The sequence below is a fragment of the Halopseudomonas oceani genome (genome assembly GCF_963677335.1).
In the GTDB taxonomy this organism is placed as follows: Bacteria; Pseudomonadota; Gammaproteobacteria; order Pseudomonadales; family Pseudomonadaceae; genus Halopseudomonas; species Halopseudomonas oceani.
On the sequence record NZ_OY781932.1, the window covers coordinates 1330752 to 1348394 of the forward strand.

The window sequence follows — 17643 nt, forward strand, 5'->3', positions numbered from 1 at the left end:
TTCAGGCCTGTTCTTCGCGCAAGAAAACGAGCTTGTTCTCGCTGCTGGAGGCAGGGTCGAAACGGTAGCCGTCCAGGTTGAAGTCCTTCAGTCCTTCCGGATCCTGCAGCCGTTCCTTGATGATGTAGCGGGCCATCAGGCCACGGGCCTTCTTGGCATAGAAGCTGATGATCTTGTACTGCCCGTTCTTCCGGTCCTTGAACACCGTATCGATAACCCGCGCATTCAGCGCCTTGGGTTTGACCGCGCCGAAGTACTCCTGCGAGGCCAGGTTGATCAACACCTGATCGCCCTGCGCCGCCAGGTCCTCGTTCAGCCACTGGCTGATACGCTCACCCCAGAAGGTGTAAAGATCCTTGCCGCGCGGGTTGGCCAATTTCGTGCCCATTTCCAGACGGTAGGGCTGCATCAGGTCGAGCGGACGCAGCAGGCCGTAAAGGCCGGAGAGCATGCGCAGGTGCTGCTGGGCGAAGGCAAAGTCGTCGGCACTGAAATCCTCGGCATTCAGGCCGGTATAGACATCGCCCTTGAACGCCAGCAACGCTTGTTTGGCGTTGTGCGGCGTACTCTCCCGCTCCCAGCTGCCGTAGCGGGCAACGTTGAGGCTGGCCAGTTTGTCCGACAGCGACATCAGTTTGGCGATCTCCTGCGGCGACTTTTCGCGCAGTACTTCGATCAGCTCGACGCTGTGTTCGACAAAGCGCGGCTGGGTGTTCTGTTCGATCACCGGGGGCGTGTCGTAATCAAGGGTCTTGGCGGGGGAAATCACCATCAGCATGGGCGTACTCCTGTCAGCTTTAGCCGTGGATTATGCCGCAAAGCTGCGCCGCGATGGGTAATGGGTTGGATAGAGGGGGGCTATCGGGCTTCGCAGCTACAAGCGAGAAGCGAAACCGGGGTGAGCTATCGGGTACGTTGAGGACGCTCGACTTATGAAAAACCCGCGTGATCTGACACCACGCGGGTTTTTCTTGCAGCTTGAAGCTTACGGCTTGCAGCTACCGGCCAAAGCTCGGTCAGAGGTGCGTTTCTGCGTACTCAGCCAGTGCCGAGCGTGGAACGCCCTGCAAGTGGATGTGCACACCGTGAGGAAAGTCTTTGAAGCATTCGGTCAGATAGGTCAGGCCTGAGCTGGTGGCATTGAGGTAAGGGGTGTCGATCTGCGCCAGGTTACCAAGACAGATCACCTTCGAGCCGTTGCCGGCACGGGTAATGATGGTCTTGATCTGGTGCGGGGTCAGGTTCTGGCTTTCGTCGATCAGGATGAAGCTCTGCTGGAAACTGCGGCCGCGGATGTAGTTCAGGGATTTGAACTGTAACGGTACGCGATCGAGGATGTATTCCACGCTGCCGTGGGTGCTCTCGTCATCCATGTGCAGGGCTTCAAGGTTGTCGGTGATCGCCCCGAGCCAGGGTTCCATCTTCTCTTTCTCGGTACCGGGCAGAAAGCCGATATCTTCGTCCAGGCCCTGGGTGCTGCGGGTGGCGATGATGCGTCGGTAGGTCTTAGTGACCATGGTTTGCTCGATGGCGGCAGCCAGCGCCAGAATCGTCTTGCCCGAGCCTGCGGCGCCGGTCAGGTTGACCAGATGGATGTCCGGGTCCATCAAGGCATACATGGCCAGCGCCTGGAAGATGTCCCGCGGGCGCAGCCCCCAGCACTCCTGATGCAGCATAGGTTCCTGGTGCAGGTCGCGGATGGTCAGGTTGCTGCCGTCGATGCCTTTGACCCAGCCGATAAAGCCCTGATCATCGATGATGAAGTCGTTGATGTGCAGCGCAGGCAGGTTGTCGGTGAGCTGAACCTCATGCACGGTCTGACCGGTCAATTGGCGGGTCTCCACCTTCGCCACCCGCTCCCAGAATGAGCCTTCGATTTCATGGTAACCACGGGCCAGCAGGGAAATGTCATCGAGCAACTGGTCGGTGTGGTAGTCCTCGGCGTCAATGCCGCAAGCCCGCGCCTTCAGACGCATGTTGATGTCCTTGGACACCAGCACGATGCTGTCATCGGGATGCAGACTCTGCAATTGGCAGAGCTGGTTGATGATCTTGTTGTCGTTAAGGTCGTTGGGCAGGCAGTGGGCGGGAATCGGGGCCTTGTCCATCAGGATGGCGAGTGTGCCGTTGGGGCCGAGCTTGCCCCGCTCGATGGCAACGCCCTGTTCTACCTGATCGGGTGGTGCGTCACCGAGGGTTTTATCGATCAGCCGAATCGCCTGACGACAGTCTGCTGCGGTGCTGGATTTGCCGGATTTGAGTTTGTCGAGTTCTTCCAGAACGGTCATCGGGATGATGACGTGGTGTTCTTCGAAGTTAAGCAGTGCGTTGGGATCGTGAATGAGTACGTTGGTATCAAGAACGTAGAAGGTGTGCTCGGTCGGTCCGCACGCTTCCATATGCTGTACCTCGCAGTGCCGGTGACGCGACTGTATCAGGCAGCATCGGCTGCGCCTGGCAGTCCACTGGGCCGGCTCGCACAGCACTCGGGTATCAAGGGATCACCACGACGGCGTGGACCGGTTGATCGACGTATAACGCAAACAGAATGACCTTCACAAGCGCGGAAAATGCTTAAGGCAAAAAAACTCGAAAATTGATCAAAGGGGCTGGGCAGAGGAGAAAAAAGCGCGATATAGTCATGAGCCCGGTCACTGGAAAGCGGCCGTTTTTTTTGCCCAAATGGTCAGTTTTTCAAGGGTTTGGGCAGGTTGCGGCTCTGTCGAGCCGCAACCTGAGTCAGGTCAGTGGCGACCCTGTGTACGACCACCGCCGCGGCGGCTATTGCTGCCTGCGGAGCGCCGACGAGCTGCAGCTGCGGCCGCAGCCTGCTCCGCTTCATTGGCGTCAGTAGCGGCTTTTTCTTCCGTACTTTGCTCGCGCTTGGGGACCGGCTTGAGGAAGCGTTCTTCCGGCGGAATGCACTCCAGCTTGTTGCCCAGCAGCTCTTCGATCGGCGGTACCTGGAAGGCATCGTCTTCACCCGCCAGGCTGATGGAAGTGCCCTTGGCGCCGGCACGGCCGGTGCGGCCGATGCGGTGGACGTAATCTTCCGGGTCTTCCGGCAGGGTGTAATTCACCACATGGCTGATGCCATCAATGTGGATACCCCGGCCCGCGACGTCGGTTGCTACCAGCACCTTCAGCTTGCCACTCTTGAAGTTGTCCAGCGTACGCACGCGCTTTTGTTGCGGCACATCGCCGGACAGCTGGGCGGCATTGATACCGTCACGCATCAGGCGCTCTTGCACCCGGCGCACTTCGTCCTTGCGGTTGGCAAAGACCATTACCCGGTCCAGTTCCAGCTGAGTGATCAGGTTGTAGAGCACCTTGTACTTGTCGCGGCCACTGACGGCGTAGACTTTCTGGGTCACGTTCTCGGAGGCCGGGCGTTCTGGCTCGATCTCGACGACCGCGGGTTCGTGCGTCCACTGGCGAGCGAGGTTCATCACGTCGTCGCTGAAGGTGGCGGAGAACAGCAGCGTTTGACGGTCGCCCTTACGCGGGGTCTGGCGAATGATCTGGCGTACCTGCGGGATGAAGCCCATGTCCAGCATGCGGTCGGCTTCGTCGAGGATCAGCACTTCAAGCAGATCGAGGTGGACTTCGCCGCGGTTGCAGAAATCGAGCAGCCGGCCCGGGGTGGCAACCAGAATGTCGCAGTAGCGTTGTTCCAGTTGCTTGAGCTGCTTGTCGATGTCCATGCCGCCGACGAAGGTCATGACGTTCAGCGGGCAATGCTTGGTCAGCCCTTCGGCGTCACTGGCGATCTGCATCACCAGTTCGCGGGTTGGGGCGATGATCAGCGCCCGAGGCTCACCCATGAAGCGCTCGTCCGGCGGCGGTGTTTCCAGCAACTGGGTAATGGTCGACACCAGGAAGGCGGCGGTCTTGCCTGTGCCGGTCTGAGCCCGGCCGATAGCGTCGTGTCCGCGCAGGGTGCTGCCCAGTACGGCGGCCTGAATCGGGGTGCAGTAACTGAAGCCCTGGTCCTGAATGGCGCGCATCAGGCTGTCAGGCAGCGGGAAATCGTGGAAGCGGGTTTTACCCTCGGCCGGTGGCACCTGAAAGTCACTGATGCTCCAGGGCTTGACCGGGGCCGCCGGTGGTTTGGCTGGACGCTTGCGGTCACGGTTACGTGGCTTGCGTTCGCGATTACCGCCTTCATTCTGCTTGGCAGCAGGAGTGGGTGCCGCCTGGTTGGGGCTGGTGTCGGCCGCTTGCGGCGCCGGCTCTTCTGTCTTGCTAATCAGCTTTTTCAGTGCTTTGAGCACAGGCTTCTCTCGACTACATGGAAATTAAAGATCAGGCAGTGTAAAGCAAGGCCGCGCGTTCGCGAAGCCTTGCGGTTGTTTTTTGAACAGCTGTGACCGGCGCGTCGAGGCGCGACACAGCTCAGAGGCCGAGGCGCTCGACCAGCCAGCGGCGGATGTCGGCAATCTCGTCCATGCAGACCTCATGGCCCATCGGGTATTCGAACCAGCGCGTTTGGTGGCCTGCGTTCTGCATCAGGTCGTGGGCTTCGCGGCCCATGGCCAGCGGCAGTACCTCATCAAACCGGCCGTGGGCGCAGAACAGCTCCAGCGGATGCTGCATGGGGTGCTGCTGCAACAGCTGCTCAAGGCCGGGCCCGTAGGTCGACAGCGCCATCACACCGCCGAGCGGCAGCTCGCTGCTGACGGCGGTGCAGAGTACAACCGCGCCGCCTTGGGAGAAGCCAGCCAGAATGATGTTTTCCAGCGCGATGCCCTGTGCACACTGTTCGTTGATCAACTGGCGCACCAGTGCGACGGCTTCATCAAGGTGTGCCTGATTGATGGCGCGGGCCGGTGACATACCGAGGATGTCGTACCAGCAGGGCATCGGGAAACCGCCGTTGATGGTCACCGGGCGGGTCGGGGCCTGCGGAAAGATGAAGCGGATGCCGTGATCAGCGGGCAGTTGCAGGGCTTCAACCACCGGCACGAAATCGTAGCAGTCGGCGCCCAGACCGTGCAGCCAGATAACGCTGCGAGTGGCGGGCGAGGCGGGTTCGATGATGTGCGGTGACATGCGGGCTCCTTGCAGGAAAGCGAATTCGGACGCCCTTTATACTGCTGCGCGGGGCTAATACCAAGCGCAAGTGCAGCCCGTCGGCTGGCGGGCTGCAGGCGAGCTGGGTACTCAGGCGCGGGACATGAACTTGCCGGACTCAGTATTGATGCGCAGCACTTCGCCGGTTTCCAGGTACTCGGGGATCTGGATTTCCAGGCCGGTGGCAAAGCGCGCAGTCTTGGTGCGTGCGCTGGCGGAGGAGCCCTTGATGGCTGGGGGTGTTTCCTCGATGGCCATTTCTACTACTGCAGGCAGTTCGATACCGACCAGATTGCCTTCGACCAGCAGGCCATACAGACCTTCGATCCCGTCGTGCAGGTAGGGCAGTTGGTCTTCCAACTGGTCGGCTGTCAGGGTGAACTGGGCGAAGTCTTCATTATCCATGAAGGTGTAACCGTCGGCATCCAGATAGAGGAACTGAACCGGGCGCTTCTGGAAGTCGATGAAGGTCAGGATGTCGTCGCCGGTAAAGCTCTGGTCGAGTTTCTGCTTGGTCTGTACGTGGTTGAAACGGACTTTGTACAGGGTGGTGCCGCTGCGCGAGGACGGGCTCTTCACCTCGATCTGGCTGACGATATACGGCTGGTTGTTGATCTGGACGATATGGCCTTTTTTCAGTTCGGCAGCTTTGGGCATGACGGCGCACTCAGGGGATGAAAAGAGGCGCTATTCTGCCCGCAGCCGCGGCTCGTGGGCAAGCGGCTACAGGCCCCGTGGTCAGCGGTCCGACGGGGCGTCAGGCGTGTTGTCGGTTCCTTCCTGATCGGCCGGTGTGATTGGATCAGCGCTGGTGCCCGTGGCCGGAGAGGATAACGGCTCGGCCCCCGGATTGCCTTCGATGCGGTAGCTGTGCACCAACTTCTCCAGGCCCTCGCTGTTGCGCAGGTTGACGTCCAGCTGGCGGAAGGCGATCTCGATACCGTGCTCTTTGAACTGGCGGTCAATCTCGCGGTTGATCTCGTCGATAGCCATGTTGCGATCGGCCAGTTCCTTCACATGCACGCGCAGCTCGTGATCCAGGGTGCTTTCGCCAAAGTTGAGGAAAAACACCAGCGGTTCAGGGTCCTTCAGGACCCTGCTGTTGGATTGGGCAATTTGCATCAGCAACTCCCGAACCAGCCTGACGTCCGAACCATAGGCAACCCCGACCTTGATGATGACCCGGGTAATGGTGTCCTGCAGCGACCAGTTGACGATCTGTTCGGTCACGAAGTTCTTGTTCGGGACGATGATTTCCTTGCGGTCAAAGTCGGTAATCGTCGTTGCCCTAATCCGGATTCGATTGATGGTGCCGGACAGATTGCCGAGGGTGACCACGTCACCAATGCGCACTGGGCGTTCAAACAGGATGATCAGGCCGGAAATGAAGTTGGCGAAGATCTCCTGCAAGCCAAAACCCAGACCAACACCGAGCGCGGCGACCAGCCATTGCAGTTTGTCCCAGCTGACGCCAAGGGTCGACAGAGAGGACACCAAGCCAAAGCCGACGATGACATAGCTCAGCAGGGTGGTAATGGCGTAGCTGCTGCCCTGACGCAGTTGCATGCGCGAGAGCACCAGGATCTCAAGCAGGCCTGGCAGGTTTCGCGCCAGGGTGATGGTCAGGACGATAGTAACCAGTGCGCCGAGAATGTCGCCGACGCTGATCGGTACGGCTTCGCCGGCATTCAGGCCCGTGCCTTCGTAGTGCCATAGGGTGACGGACTCAAGATAGGAGGTGGCACTGATCAGGTCGGCCCAGGTGAAGTAGAGGGCAATACCAAAAGCCAGCAGCAGGGTCAGCTTGGCCAGCCGCAGCGACTGTTGATTGATCTGCTGCAGGTTCATTTCCGGGATCTCGACGGCTACCTCGGTGTCGCTTTGCCCTTCGCGTGCCTGCGCGGCCTGACGTTTGCTGATGGCGCGCTGGTAGGCCAGTCGTCGCCCGGCAACGTTCAGGTTGCGCACGACGGTACCCTCGACCAGCATCCAGAGCACAATCAGATAAAGGCTGTCGATAAAGCGCTCGGCCAGCTTGACCGCCGTGTAGTGGTAACCCATTGCTGTCATGCCTGCCAGGGCCAGCGGTGCGATGATCAGTAGAGCGGTGGCGACAGAGTGCACCACGCGGGAGCTGTATAGCGGCTGACTGCGTAGCAGGAAGCGCCCCAGCAGCAGTGATAGCGCCACCATGCCGACCAGCATGCCGGTGCGCCCGATCGGGTCGGTACCGCTGTAGTCGGGCATGGAGCCATGCAAGCCGAGCATCAATACGAGTGGCATCAGAATCCAGGCCACATTGCGCACCAGTTTGCGCAGCCGGTGAACCAGATCGTCGTCCCAACGGAAGTGGCGGGTCGCGACACCATGCGGATCGAACACCCGGTACAGCATGTGCAGGACGAACCAGGCCAGTGCAAGCTTGAGCAGGCCGATACCCAGTGCCGGAGCACTTTGCTGGCTATCGAGGCGCAGCAGCAGGCCGGCTCCAGCCAGTAGCGCGGGCATCGGGCTGACCAGCAGCGCGGTCAGCAGGAGCGCGCGCGGGGTGTGCCATTGGCTGTCACGGCGAAAATGGCCTACCTCGTCATGCAGCGTATTGAGGCTGCTGCGCAGTCGTGGTCGGCGCCAGAGGTACAGCGCCAGCAACAGCAGTGTGCCCAGACACCAGGGGAGGTGGCGCTTGGCAGCGTCAAACAGATTGTCCCACTGGCGGGGCAGGTTCATGCTGTTGACCTGGCGGGCAACTTCCTTGGGCAGGCTGGTCAGCCAGCTGCGTTCGATGGGGCGGCTGCTGGCAACCCAGAACAACTGATCGTCGATGGTCCGTTTAAGGTCGCTGCTCAGTTGCTGCAGCTGGCGCTGGTTGATCTGCAGGGTAATGGCCAGATTGATCAGGCTGTTGATATTGCCGTTAAGCTGCTCGACCAGGTTGACCCGGGCGTTGACCATCTTCTCCAGTTCCGGGCGTAGCGTATCGCGCTGGCGGACCGGGATTTGCAGCAGCAGTTCGTTAAGGTAGGCGTCTGGGCTGGCCAGGTTCTGTGCCTGTTGGTTGAGCTCGAACTGGCGCAGGCGCAAGTCGGCAATCTGGTTGGGCAGGTCCTTGTCTACCTCCACCCGGGGCAGTTCGTTCTTCTGTTGGTGCAGGATGCGCGACAGCAGCAGGCTGCCTTCCAGCACCTCGATCTGTTGCTCCAGCGCCTTGTCGATCTGTGTCAGGTGCTCAGTCTGTTGTTTGGTCTCGATGTTCTGGCGAGTCAGCACACCAATCTGTCTGGTCGCGTTCAGCAGTTCCTCGCTCAACTGGCGGTTGATGCTGCTCTGGCCCTGCAGCACCTTGTTCTGACTTGCTTCCTCCGGCAGGGTGGCGTCGCTGACGGCCTTCTCGGATACCGACTGACGTTTGTCATTGATGACGGTTTGCAGCAGCTTGATATCGTCTTCAATTTCCCGAATCTGCAGCGTCAGCAGGTTCTTCTGCTGGGTGGCCAGGTCCTGCAATACGTTGTTGCCGGCCAGCCGCTGGCGCAGCAGTTCGCTGTCGGCGCTGAGGTATTCCAGTTCCGACTGCAGCAGGGCAATGCGGGCTCGGGTGAGGGTGGTAGGGGCCAGGCGTTGCTGGGTGCGCAACTGATCATTCAGTTGCTGACTGCGGCGCTGATTCTCGGACACGCTGGCTTGGGTGCGCTCCGGCCGGGTCTGGGCGGCGATCAACTGGCCATTGACGCCGGTCAGCTCATTCTGCCAGGTGAACATCTGGTTGACCTTGTCGCTGAGCAGGGTTTCCAACTGATCCAGTGACTGGCGCTCCAGTGCCGCGCGCTGCAGGCTGTCGTCCTTCTTTGCCAGCCGGTTATGCTCGGCACGCACGCTTTGGGTCAGGCGTGGGGCTTCGGCGATTTGCTCTTGTAGGGCCTGTTGTTCATCCAGGGTCTGCCGGGTCTGCCTCAGAAAACCCAGAGTATTCTGTTGCAGATCGCTCAGTTCGCGCTTTTCCGCTTCCTGCATATTGCTGTTGTTGGTGCTGTCGATCTCCGCAGTGAGGCTTTCAATCCGTTGATCCAGATCACCGGTCTGCTGGTTATCCTGAGCCCAGCTCAACGAGCTGAGCAGCAGACAGCTCAGAAGCACGATCGCACGTAGCGGCATGGTGATGTTCCTGAATGAGTCTGTGCGCAAGGTTAGCCCTCCTGCTGCCGATTGGGAAGCTGACCACGCTGCTACTCCCGGGTTCCCGCAGGCCCAAACGCAGCAGGCCACCCGAAGGTGGCCTGCTGGGATGCCGCGAGCGGCATGGAGGTCACAGATCGATCAGAACCAGGCGTCCTGCATGTCGTAGCAGGTCAGGTCGCGGTTTTCCAACACGTTCAGGTCATGGTGGCAGGACGGCACTTCCCAGCGCAGGAAGTAGCGGGCGGCCTGCAGCTTGCCCTGATAGAACGCGGTGTCTGCGTCGTTGCCGGCAGCCAGGCCCTGTTGAGCCTTGACGGCCTGTTCCAGCCAGCGCCAGCCGATGACCATGTGACCGAACGCTTTGAGGTACAGCGCCGAGTTGGCCAGTGCCTCGTTGACCTTGCCCTGACCCATGTCACCCAGCAGCGTCATGGTGACGCTGCCGATGTGCGCGTGCAGTTTTTCCAGCGGCTCGCGCAGATCGTTCAGGTCGCTGTATTCGGCAGCACGCTTGCAGCAGCTCTGAATCAGGCCGGATAGTTGCTTGAGCGCGGCGCCACCGTTCATGGTCACCTTGCGGGCCAGCAGGTCGAGCGACTGGATGCCGTTGGTGCCTTCGTGGATCGGGTTCAGGCGGTTGTCGCGGTAGAACTGCTCGACCGGGTACTCACGGGTATAGCCGTGGCCACCGAGGATCTGGATCGCCAGTTCGTTGGCCTTGAGGCAGTAGTCGGACGGCCAAGCCTTGACGATCGGGGTCAGCAGGTCCAGCAGCTCAAGTGCGGTCTTGCGCTGCTCTTCGGTTTCCAGGGTTTCGGTGTCGTCGAACAGACGGGCGGCGTACAGCCCCAGGTCAAACGCGCCTTCAACGTAGGATTTTTGGGCCAGCAGCATGCGCTTGACGTCGGCATGCTCGATGATCGAGACCTGCGGCGCGCTCGGGTTCTTGCCGTCGGGTAGGCGGCCCTGCGGGCGCTCGCGGGCGTAGTTCAGCGAGTACAGGTAGCCGGCGTAGCCGAGCATTACCGCGCCCATGCCGACGCCGATCCGGGCCTCGTTCATCATCTGGAACATGTAGGACAGGCCGTGGTGCGGCTTGCCGACCAGATAGCCGACGCAGTTGTCCTTGTCACCGAAGTTCAGTGCGGTGGACGTCGTGCCACGCCAGCCCATCTTGTGGAACAGGCCGGCCAGGGCCACATCGTTGCGCTCGCCGAGGGAACCGTCTTCGTTGACCAGGAACTTGGGCACGATGAACAGCGAGATGCCTTTGACGCCGGGCGGTGCGTCGGGCAGCTTGGCCAGGACCATGTGGACGATGTTCTCGGACAGCGGGTGATCGCCGCCGGAGATGAAAATCTTGTTGCCCTTGAGGCGATAGCTGCCGTCACCGGCCGGTTCGGCCTTGGTGCGAATGTCGGACAGTGAGGAGCCTGCGTGCGGTTCGGTCAGTGCCATGGTGCCAAAGAAACGGCCTTCGATCATTGGCTGCAGGTAGCGCTCTTTCTGCTCTTCGGTGCCGAAGCTCTCGATCAGGTTGGCTGCACCCATGGTCAGCATCGCGTAGGACGAGGTCGCTGCGTTGGCCGACTGGAAGTGGGCGAAGCAGGCCTGCGACAGCAGATTCGGCATTTGCATGCCGCCTTGCTCAAAGGTGCGGGTCGCGTTCAGAAAGCCCGCTTCGAGGAAGGCATCGACCGCCGGTTTGACTTCCGGGATCAGCTCGGCCGCGCCGTTGACGTACTTCGGCTCGTTCTCGTCATTCTTGCGGTTGTGCGGTGCGAACAGCTTTTCCGCAATGGTACGGGCGGTGCCGATGGCCGCGTCGAAGGTCTCGCGGTTGTGGTCGGCAAAGCGCGGGCGCTCGGTCAGCGCCTCGGCGTCGAGCACTTCATAGAGTTCAAACGCCAGGTTGCGTTGGTCAATCAGCAGTTCGGACATAGTTCTTACCTCTATAGGAATCGCGGGGCAGTGTATTGAGTCGGTTTCAGTCAGGGAACGGCCATTGATGCCCTTGATATGCGCAAATCAGAACAGGCGAAGCGCAGGTTCGTCCAGCGCCGCGCGCTGCTCGCGCAGCGTCAGGATCTGGTCGGCCCAGTAACGCTCCTGGGCGAACCAGGGGAAGTGCATGGGAAAGGCAGGATCTTCCCAGCGGCGTGCCAGCCATGCGCTGTAGTGCACGAGTCGCAGGCTGCGCAGGGGCTCGATCAAGGCCAACTCGGACGGGTTGAAATCGTAGAACTCGTTGTAGCCGTCAATCAGTTCGGACAGCTGCGCTTGTCGCTGGTCGCGTTCCCCTGACAGCATCATCCACAGATCCTGCATTGCCGGCCCCATGCGGCAGTCATCCAGGTCGACCATATACAGGCTGTCGTCGCGCCACAGCAGGTTGCCGACGTGCAGGTCGCCGTGCAGACGAATCTGCTTGGCCGGATGCGCATCCAACTGATGTTTGACGACCTGCAGCAGGTCTTCTGCGACAGAGAAGTAGGCGGGCTGCAGGCTGGCAGGGACGACATTGGCGCTGCGCAGGTAATCCAGGCTGTCGCCGCCGAAGCTTTGCCAGTCGAGGGTCGGCCGATGCTCGAATGGGCGCATTGAGCCGACCGCATGCAGGCGGCCGATCAGCCGGCCGAGCATCAGCAGATGGTCCGGATCGTCGAACTCGGGGGCGTGGCCACCAAACCGGCGGAACAGGCTGAAGCGAAACCCGGCATGCTCGAACAGCGTGCGGCCGTCGATCTGCTCGGGGGCAATCACCGGGATCTCGCGTTCAGCCAGTTCCAGGCTGAAGGTGTGCTCTTCAAGAATCGCCGCGTCGCTCCAGCGGCCTGGCCGATAGAACTTGGCGATCAGCGGTGCGGCGTCTTCGATGCCAACCTGGAATACCCGGTTCTCGTAGCTGTTCAGGGTCAGGATGCGAGCGTCCGACAGGTAGCCAAGCGACTCGACCGCGTCCAGGACGGTGTCGGGCGTGAGGGTGGAAAAGGGGTGGCTGGACATGGCGATCGACTCGGCGGCAAAGCGTGGTTGGACCGCACAGGGTAGCAGGTGTTGGCCGTGGAATCGCTTGTTACAGACGGGTTTCAGGGCGTGCGCGCGACGCACCAGACCTGAACCGAAGCGGCTCCTGCTCTAAGCAGCGTGCGGCTGGCCTCTCCGAGGGTGACCCCGGTAGTCATAACATCATCGATCAGTGCCAGATGTCGGTTCTGCAGTTGCCCGGGTTCAGGGCAACTGAAAGCACCGCGCAAATTCTGGCGCCGGGCTTTGGCGTCCAGCCCCTGCTGTGGCAGGGTGGCCTGGGTGCGTTCAAGCAGGTCGGGGCGACAGCTCAGGTTTGTCCGCGCAGCAACATCGCGGGCCAGCTCGTAAGCCTGGTTGTAGCCACGCTGCGCCTGTCGCTTGCGGTGCATCGGCACCGGCAGCAGCAGGTCGGGGCAGGGCGCGATGTCCTGCTGCAACCAGTCTGCAGCTGCCTCGGCGAGCAACTGGCCAAGCAGTCGGCCGATGGTTGTCTGGTCGTGATACTTGAAGGCGGGTACCAAGCTGTCGACCGGGAAGCGGTAGATCAGTGGAGCCAACGCATGGCTGAACGGCGGCGGTGCTTTGAGGCAGCGCCCACACTGCGCGGCCGCTTGCGGCAATGGCAGGGCGCAGCGCTGGCAGCAGGCCTGTTGCCAGGGCAAGTCAGCTTCACAGCCGGCGCACAGTTGCATGCCAGGTTGTGGGTTGGCACCAAGACAAAGTATGCATTGTGTAAATAGATTGTTTTTTGTCCACTTGTAAACCTTTGATGTTTTCAATGGTTGACAGCCTCCGTGCCGTCGTTATGATGCTCGGCAGACTTGGAACCCGCCCGGTTCCCCTGCCAATTCGAAGGGACAAGACCCCATGACTGCATCCGTGACCCGCCACGACTGGACTCTGGCAGAAGTGCTGGAGCTGTTCAATCAGCCGTTCAACGATCTGTTATTTCAAGCACAGACGGTGCATCGCACGCACTTCGACCCCAACCGAGTGCAGGTCTCCACGCTGCTGTCGATCAAAACTGGCGCCTGCCCGGAAGACTGCAAGTACTGCCCGCAGTCCGGTCATTACAACACCGGGCTGGACAAGGAAAAGCTGATGGAGGTCGAGAAGGTGCTCAAGGCCGCCGCAGACGCGAAAGCCATCGGCTCCACTCGCTTTTGCATGGGCGCCGCCTGGAAGCATCCCTCCGCCAAGGACATGCCGTACGTCTTGAAGATGGTCGAGGGCGTCAAGGCGCTGGGCATGGAAACCTGCATGACCCTGGGCAAGCTGAGCAAGGAACAGACCGAGGCGTTGGCTGAGGCAGGGCTGGACTACTACAACCACAACCTCGATACCTCGCCCGAGTTCTACGGCAACATTATCACCACCCGGACCTACGCCGACCGGCTGAAAACCCTGTCGCACGTGCGCGACGCGGGTATGAAGATCTGCTCGGGCGGCATCCTTGGCATGGGTGAGTCGCTGAAAGACCGAGCCGGTCTGCTCATTCAGCTGGCCAACCTGCCGGAGCACCCGGAGAGCGTGCCGATCAATATGTTGGTCAAGGTTCAAGGTACGCCGCTGGCCGAGGAGAAGGACGTTGATCCCTTCGACTTTATCCGCATGCTGGCGGTCGCTCGGATTATGATGCCGAAGTCGCATGTGCGGCTGTCTGCCGGTCGCGAGCAGATGAACGAGCAGATGCAGTCGCTTGCCTTCTTCGCCGGCGCCAATTCCATCTTCTACGGTGAGAAGCTGCTGACTACCGGCAACCCGCAGGCCGACAAGGACATGCAACTGTTCGCCCGTCTCGGCATCAAGCCTGAAGAACGCGAAGAGCACGCGGACGAGGTGCATCAGGCGGCGATTGAGCAGGCGCTGGTCGAGCAGCGGGACAGCAAGCTGTTTTATTCGGCCGTCTGACGACGGCAGCCTCAAGCCATAAGCTGCAAGCCTCAAGCGAGCGCTGATGTGGCTTGAAGCTTGCCGCTTGCCGCTTGGAGCTTTTTTATGTCTTTCGACCTTTCTGCACGCCTCGCTGAACGCCGCGCCGCGCACCTCTACCGTCAACGGCCGCTGCTGCAGACGCCGCAAGGCGTCGAGGTGCAGGTTGATGGCGAGCAATTGCTCAGCTTTTGCAGTAACGACTATCTTGGCCTTGCCAACGATCCGCGCATCAACGAGGCGTTCGTCGATGGTGTGCGTCGTTGGGGGACGGGTGGTGGTGCGTCCCATCTGGTAACTGGCCATTCGGCTGCTCATCACGCGCTGGAAGATGCGCTGGCTGACTTCACCGGTCGGCCACGGGCCCTGCTGATGTCCAGCGGCTACATGGCCAATATGGGGACGGTCACGGCGCTCGTTGGGCAGGGTGATACGGTGCTGGAGGATCGGCTCAATCACGCCTCGCTGCTGGATGCCGGTCTGCTCAGTGGCGCGCGCTTCTCGCGGTATCTGCATAACGATGCCGGCAGTCTGCGCGGCCGATTGAGCAAGGCCCAGGGTAATACGCTGGTGGTCACCGATGGCGTGTTCAGCATGGATGGTGATCTGGCTGATCTGCCAGCGCTGTGCGCCGAGGCGACGGCGGCGCAGGCCTGGACGATGGTGGACGACGCCCACGGTTTCGGCTGTCTGGGCGCACAGGGTGGGGGCATCGTTGAGCACTTCGGCTTGTCGACTGAGCAGGTGCCGGTGCTGGTCGGCACCCTGGGCAAGGCGTTCGGCACCGCGGGCGCCTTTGTCGCCGGCAGTGAGGCGTTGATCGAGTCGCTGATTCAGTTTGCCCGTCCCTACATCTATACCACCAGCCAGCCACCCGCCGTTGCCCATGCCACATTGACCAGCCTGCAGCTGGTGCGCGAAGAACACTGGCGCCGTGACCACCTCGCTGGGCTGATCAGCCGCTTTCGGGCAGGCGTGAGTGCGCTCGGGCTGGAACTGATGGACAGCCCAACGCCGATCCAGCCGATTGTGGTCGGCAGCAGCGAGCGTGCACTGGCGCTGTCCGCTGCGCTGCGCGCGCGCGGCCTGTTGGTGACCGCCATTCGCCCGCCGACCGTGCCGCAGGGTACTGCCAGACTGCGTGTTACCCTCAGCGCCGCCCACACCGAACAACAGGTTGATCGCCTGCTCTATGCGCTTGGGCAGGCGCACAAGGAACTGAATGATGAATAACCTTACTTTGCTGCCTGGTTGGGCGCTGTCCGCGGACAACCTGCGACCGTTACAGCAGGCGCTGCAGGAGCGGCTCCCCTCGCTGACCGTTCAACTGGCGGAGCTGCCGCCGCGATTGCAGATGTCGACGCTGGAACCCGATCTGACGGCGCTGGCCGAGGCACTGCCTGCGGGCTGGCTGGCCGGCTGGTCGCTCGGCGGCATGCTGGCGGTGCAGCTGCAGCGGCGTTTCCCCGAGCGCTTTTGTGGCGTCATCACCATCGCCAGCAATGCCTGCTTTGCGGTGCGCGCCGGGTGGCCACAGGCGATGCCGGTCGATACCTTCAAGGCTTTCCTCGGGGATGCCCGTGAGCACCCCGAGCGTATCCTCAAGCGTTTTTCCCTGCTGGTCACTCAAGGCAGCGAAAATGCCCGGGAGCTGAGTAAGCAATTGCAGTGGAGTGATGCGGACCCGCTGCAGCGGCTTAACCAACTGGCACTGCTCGGCGTCATTGATAACCGAATTCCGTTGCAGCGCTGCGCTCAGCCGGTGCTGCATTGCCTCGGTGGTAACGACGCGCTGGTGCCTGCAGCCGTCGAGTCAGACCTGCTGGCGCTTAACGACAAAGCGCAGGTCAGGGTATTGCCGCAGGCTAGCCACGCGCTGCCGCTGGAAGCGCCTCTCTGGCTGGCGAGTGAAATCGCCGAGTGGCTGGAAGCGCAATGACCGCCGAGGTGATCGACAAGCAGGCCGTCGCCGCCTCCTTCAGTCGGGCGGCGACAACCTATGATCAGGTCGCCGAGCTGCAGCGCAGCGTCGGCACTAATTTGTTGGAGCGCTTGCCTAAGGACCTGCAGGCAGAGCGTCTTGTCGATCTGGGTTGTGGCACCGGGTATTTCACCCGTGCGCTGAACGCGCGCTTTCAGCAGCCGGTGCTGGGGCTGGACATCGCCGAGGGCATGCTGCGCTACGCTCGCAGCCAGGGGCCGGCTTCTTGTGCGTGGGTAACGGCTGATGCCGAGGCCTTGCCTTTGCGTTCGGACTCCCAGCAGTTGTTGTTTTCCAGCCTGGCGTTGCAGTGGTGTCCTGACCTGGGGCAGGCGCTGCGTGAAGCCCATCGGGTGTTGCAGTCGGGCGGGCACATGGTTTTCAACACACTGGTTGACGGCACGCTGCAGGAGCTGCGCGATGCCTGGCAAGCGGTCGATGGCTACGTGCACGTCAATCGTTTTATGCCGTTGGCACAATTGCAGCAGATTCTTGCCAGCGCTGGTTTCACCCATTGGTCCTGCGAGGTCGAAACCCACGTACTGCACTATCCGCAGCTCAGCGCCCTGACCCATGAGCTGAAAGCACTCGGCGCTCACAACCTGAACGCGGGCCGGCCGGGTGGGTTGACCGGGCGGGCCAGATTGCGGGCGTTGACCTCTGCCTATGAATCCTTCCGCCAGTCGGCGGGTTTGCCGGCGACCTATCAGGTCGCCCAGATCATTCTGCATAAAGGCCACCAGGCCTGAAGGAACCCTCATGAGCAAACGCTACTTCGTCACCGGTACCGATACTGAAATTGGCAAGACCACCGTCGCGGCTGGTCTGCTTTGCGCCGCGCGTCAGCGCGGTCTGACCACGGCTGGGGTAAAACCGGTTGCTGCAGGTTGCGAGCGGACGGCTGACGGGCTGCGCAACGAAGACGCGCTCGCGCTGCAGGCCCAGTGCAATCCGCCGCTGGCCTATGAACTGATAAACCCGGTCACGCTGGAAGCGGCCATTGCTCCGCACATTGCAGCACAAGAGGAGCAGGTCGCACTCTCGGCGCAGGGGCTGGCCGGTGCTTGCGAGACGGTGTTCGCACGTAGTGCGGATCTGACCCTGGTGGAAGGCGCGGGAGGGTGGTGTGTGCCGCTCAACGCTACCGAGCTACTGTCGGATGTTGCCGTTGCCCAAAAGCTGCCAGTGGTGCTGGTGGTGGGTATGCGCCTGGGCTGCATCAACCACGCCCTGCTTAGTTGCCGCGCCATCGTCGCTGACGGGCTGGAACTGGCGGGCTGGGTCGCCAACCAAGTTGATCCGGAAATGAGTCGGCCGGAAGAAAATCTGGCTACCCTCAAGCAACTGATCAACGCGCCATGTCTGGGCGTCGTACCCTGGCTGGAAGCTGCTGACGCGGCTTCTGTGGCCCGGTATCTGGATGTGACGCCGCTGGTCTGACGCGACCAGCG

At 61.4% G+C, this 17643-nt stretch carries 14 protein-coding genes; 5 read left to right on the forward strand and 9 right to left on the reverse strand.

The genetic code is table 11. The features are described from left to right. Window position 1: 1 nt before the first annotated feature. The 9 genes from yaaA to ACKPCU_RS06290 all read right to left on the reverse strand — a co-directional run bounded on the left by yaaA (window position 2) and on the right by ACKPCU_RS06290 (window position 12971). A complete protein-coding gene (gene yaaA / locus ACKPCU_RS06250; RefSeq protein WP_321350730.1) occupies window positions 2-778 on the reverse strand; it encodes a peroxide stress protein YaaA in 777 nt (258 codons plus the stop codon). A gap of 238 nt (window positions 779-1016) precedes the next feature. Next, complete coding sequence (locus tag ACKPCU_RS06255) at window positions 1017-2399, reverse strand: PhoH family protein (RefSeq protein ID WP_321350732.1); 1383 nt, start codon at window positions 2397-2399, stop codon at window positions 1017-1019. 345 nt (window positions 2400-2744) lie between these two features. Beyond that, window positions 2745-4274 (reverse strand): ATP-dependent RNA helicase RhlB, encoded by a 1530-nt coding sequence (gene rhlB, locus ACKPCU_RS06260; protein ID WP_321350734.1) that lies wholly within the window; start codon window positions 4272-4274, stop codon window positions 2745-2747. Between the two features lie 121 nt (window positions 4275-4395). Then, on the reverse strand, window positions 4396-5052 hold the full coding sequence (locus tag ACKPCU_RS06265) for an alpha/beta hydrolase (RefSeq protein WP_321350736.1): 657 nt from the start codon (window positions 5050-5052) through the stop codon (window positions 4396-4398). Between the two features lie 111 nt (window positions 5053-5163). Continuing rightward, window positions 5164-5730, reverse strand: a complete 567-nt coding sequence (efpL, locus tag ACKPCU_RS06270) for an elongation factor P-like protein EfpL (RefSeq protein ID WP_104739054.1) — start codon at window positions 5728-5730, stop codon at window positions 5164-5166. 81 nt (window positions 5731-5811) lie between these two features. Beyond that, the gene (mscK, locus tag ACKPCU_RS06275; protein WP_321350738.1) at window positions 5812-9225 is read right to left on the reverse strand and encodes a mechanosensitive channel MscK; all 3414 of its coding nucleotides are present in this window, start codon (window positions 9223-9225) and stop codon (window positions 5812-5814) included. A gap of 162 nt (window positions 9226-9387) precedes the next feature. Next, window positions 9388-11190 (reverse strand): acyl-CoA dehydrogenase, encoded by a 1803-nt coding sequence (locus tag ACKPCU_RS06280; RefSeq protein WP_321350739.1) that lies wholly within the window; start codon window positions 11188-11190, stop codon window positions 9388-9390. 87 nt (window positions 11191-11277) lie between these two features. Then, window positions 11278-12255, reverse strand: coding sequence for a serine/threonine protein kinase (locus ACKPCU_RS06285; protein ID WP_321350741.1), 978 nt, complete (start codon window positions 12253-12255; stop codon window positions 11278-11280). Window positions 12256-12338: 83 nt separating this feature from the next. Beyond that, on the reverse strand, window positions 12339-12971 hold the full coding sequence (locus ACKPCU_RS06290; RefSeq protein WP_321350743.1) for a ComF family protein: 633 nt from the start codon (window positions 12969-12971) through the stop codon (window positions 12339-12341). 175 nt (window positions 12972-13146) lie between these two features. Here ACKPCU_RS06290 and bioB point away from each other — a divergent pair, with 175 nt between their 5' ends. The 5 genes from bioB (at window position 13147) to bioD (ending at window position 17632) form a co-directional block, all read left to right on the forward strand. Beyond that, window positions 13147-14190 (forward strand): biotin synthase BioB, encoded by a 1044-nt coding sequence (bioB, locus tag ACKPCU_RS06295; RefSeq protein ID WP_321350746.1) that lies wholly within the window; start codon window positions 13147-13149, stop codon window positions 14188-14190. An 87-nt stretch (window positions 14191-14277) separates the two neighbouring features. Next, the gene (bioF, locus tag ACKPCU_RS06300; protein ID WP_321350748.1) at window positions 14278-15444 is read left to right on the forward strand and encodes an 8-amino-7-oxononanoate synthase; all 1167 of its coding nucleotides are present in this window, start codon (window positions 14278-14280) and stop codon (window positions 15442-15444) included. Beyond that, a complete protein-coding gene (locus tag ACKPCU_RS06305; RefSeq protein WP_321350749.1) occupies window positions 15437-16150 on the forward strand; it encodes an alpha/beta fold hydrolase in 714 nt (237 codons plus the stop codon). Before bioF ends, ACKPCU_RS06305 begins: the two co-directional genes overlap by 8 nt. Then, entirely contained in the window at window positions 16147-16941 is a 795-nt protein-coding gene (gene bioC / locus ACKPCU_RS06310; protein WP_321350751.1) for a malonyl-ACP O-methyltransferase BioC, read from the forward strand. Before ACKPCU_RS06305 ends, bioC begins: the two co-directional genes overlap by 4 nt. Before the next feature lie 10 nt (window positions 16942-16951). After that, the gene (bioD, locus tag ACKPCU_RS06315) at window positions 16952-17632 is read left to right on the forward strand and encodes a dethiobiotin synthase (RefSeq protein WP_104739062.1); all 681 of its coding nucleotides are present in this window, start codon (window positions 16952-16954) and stop codon (window positions 17630-17632) included. Window positions 17633-17643: the final 11 nt, after the last annotated feature.

Coding starts and splice junctions, on each gene's coding strand:
- yaaA (WP_321350730.1), bottom strand. CDS start 778: ATGCTGATGGTGATTTCCCCCGCCAAGACCCTTGATTACGACACGCCC.
- ACKPCU_RS06255 (WP_321350732.1), bottom strand. CDS start 2,399: ATGGAAGCGTGCGGACCGACCGAGCACACCTTCTACGTTCTTGATACC.
- ACKPCU_RS06265 (WP_321350736.1), bottom strand. CDS start 5,052: ATGTCACCGCACATCATCGAACCCGCCTCGCCCGCCACTCGCAGCGTT.
- efpL (WP_104739054.1), bottom strand. CDS start 5,730: ATGCCCAAAGCTGCCGAACTGAAAAAAGGCCATATCGTCCAGATCAAC.
- mscK (WP_321350738.1), bottom strand. CDS start 9,225: ATGCCGCTACGTGCGATCGTGCTTCTGAGCTGTCTGCTGCTCAGCTCG.
- ACKPCU_RS06280 (WP_321350739.1), bottom strand. CDS start 11,190: ATGTCCGAACTGCTGATTGACCAACGCAACCTGGCGTTTGAACTCTAT.
- ACKPCU_RS06285 (WP_321350741.1), bottom strand. CDS start 12,255: ATGTCCAGCCACCCCTTTTCCACCCTCACGCCCGACACCGTCCTGGAC.
- ACKPCU_RS06290 (WP_321350743.1), bottom strand. CDS start 12,971: ATGCAACTGTGCGCCGGCTGTGAAGCTGACTTGCCCTGGCAACAGGCC.
- bioB (WP_321350746.1), top strand. CDS start 13,147: ATGACTGCATCCGTGACCCGCCACGACTGGACTCTGGCAGAAGTGCTG.
- bioF (WP_321350748.1), top strand. CDS start 14,278: ATGTCTTTCGACCTTTCTGCACGCCTCGCTGAACGCCGCGCCGCGCAC.
- ACKPCU_RS06305 (WP_321350749.1), top strand. CDS start 15,437: ATGAATAACCTTACTTTGCTGCCTGGTTGGGCGCTGTCCGCGGACAAC.
- bioC (WP_321350751.1), top strand. CDS start 16,147: ATGACCGCCGAGGTGATCGACAAGCAGGCCGTCGCCGCCTCCTTCAGT.
- bioD (WP_104739062.1), top strand. CDS start 16,952: ATGAGCAAACGCTACTTCGTCACCGGTACCGATACTGAAATTGGCAAG.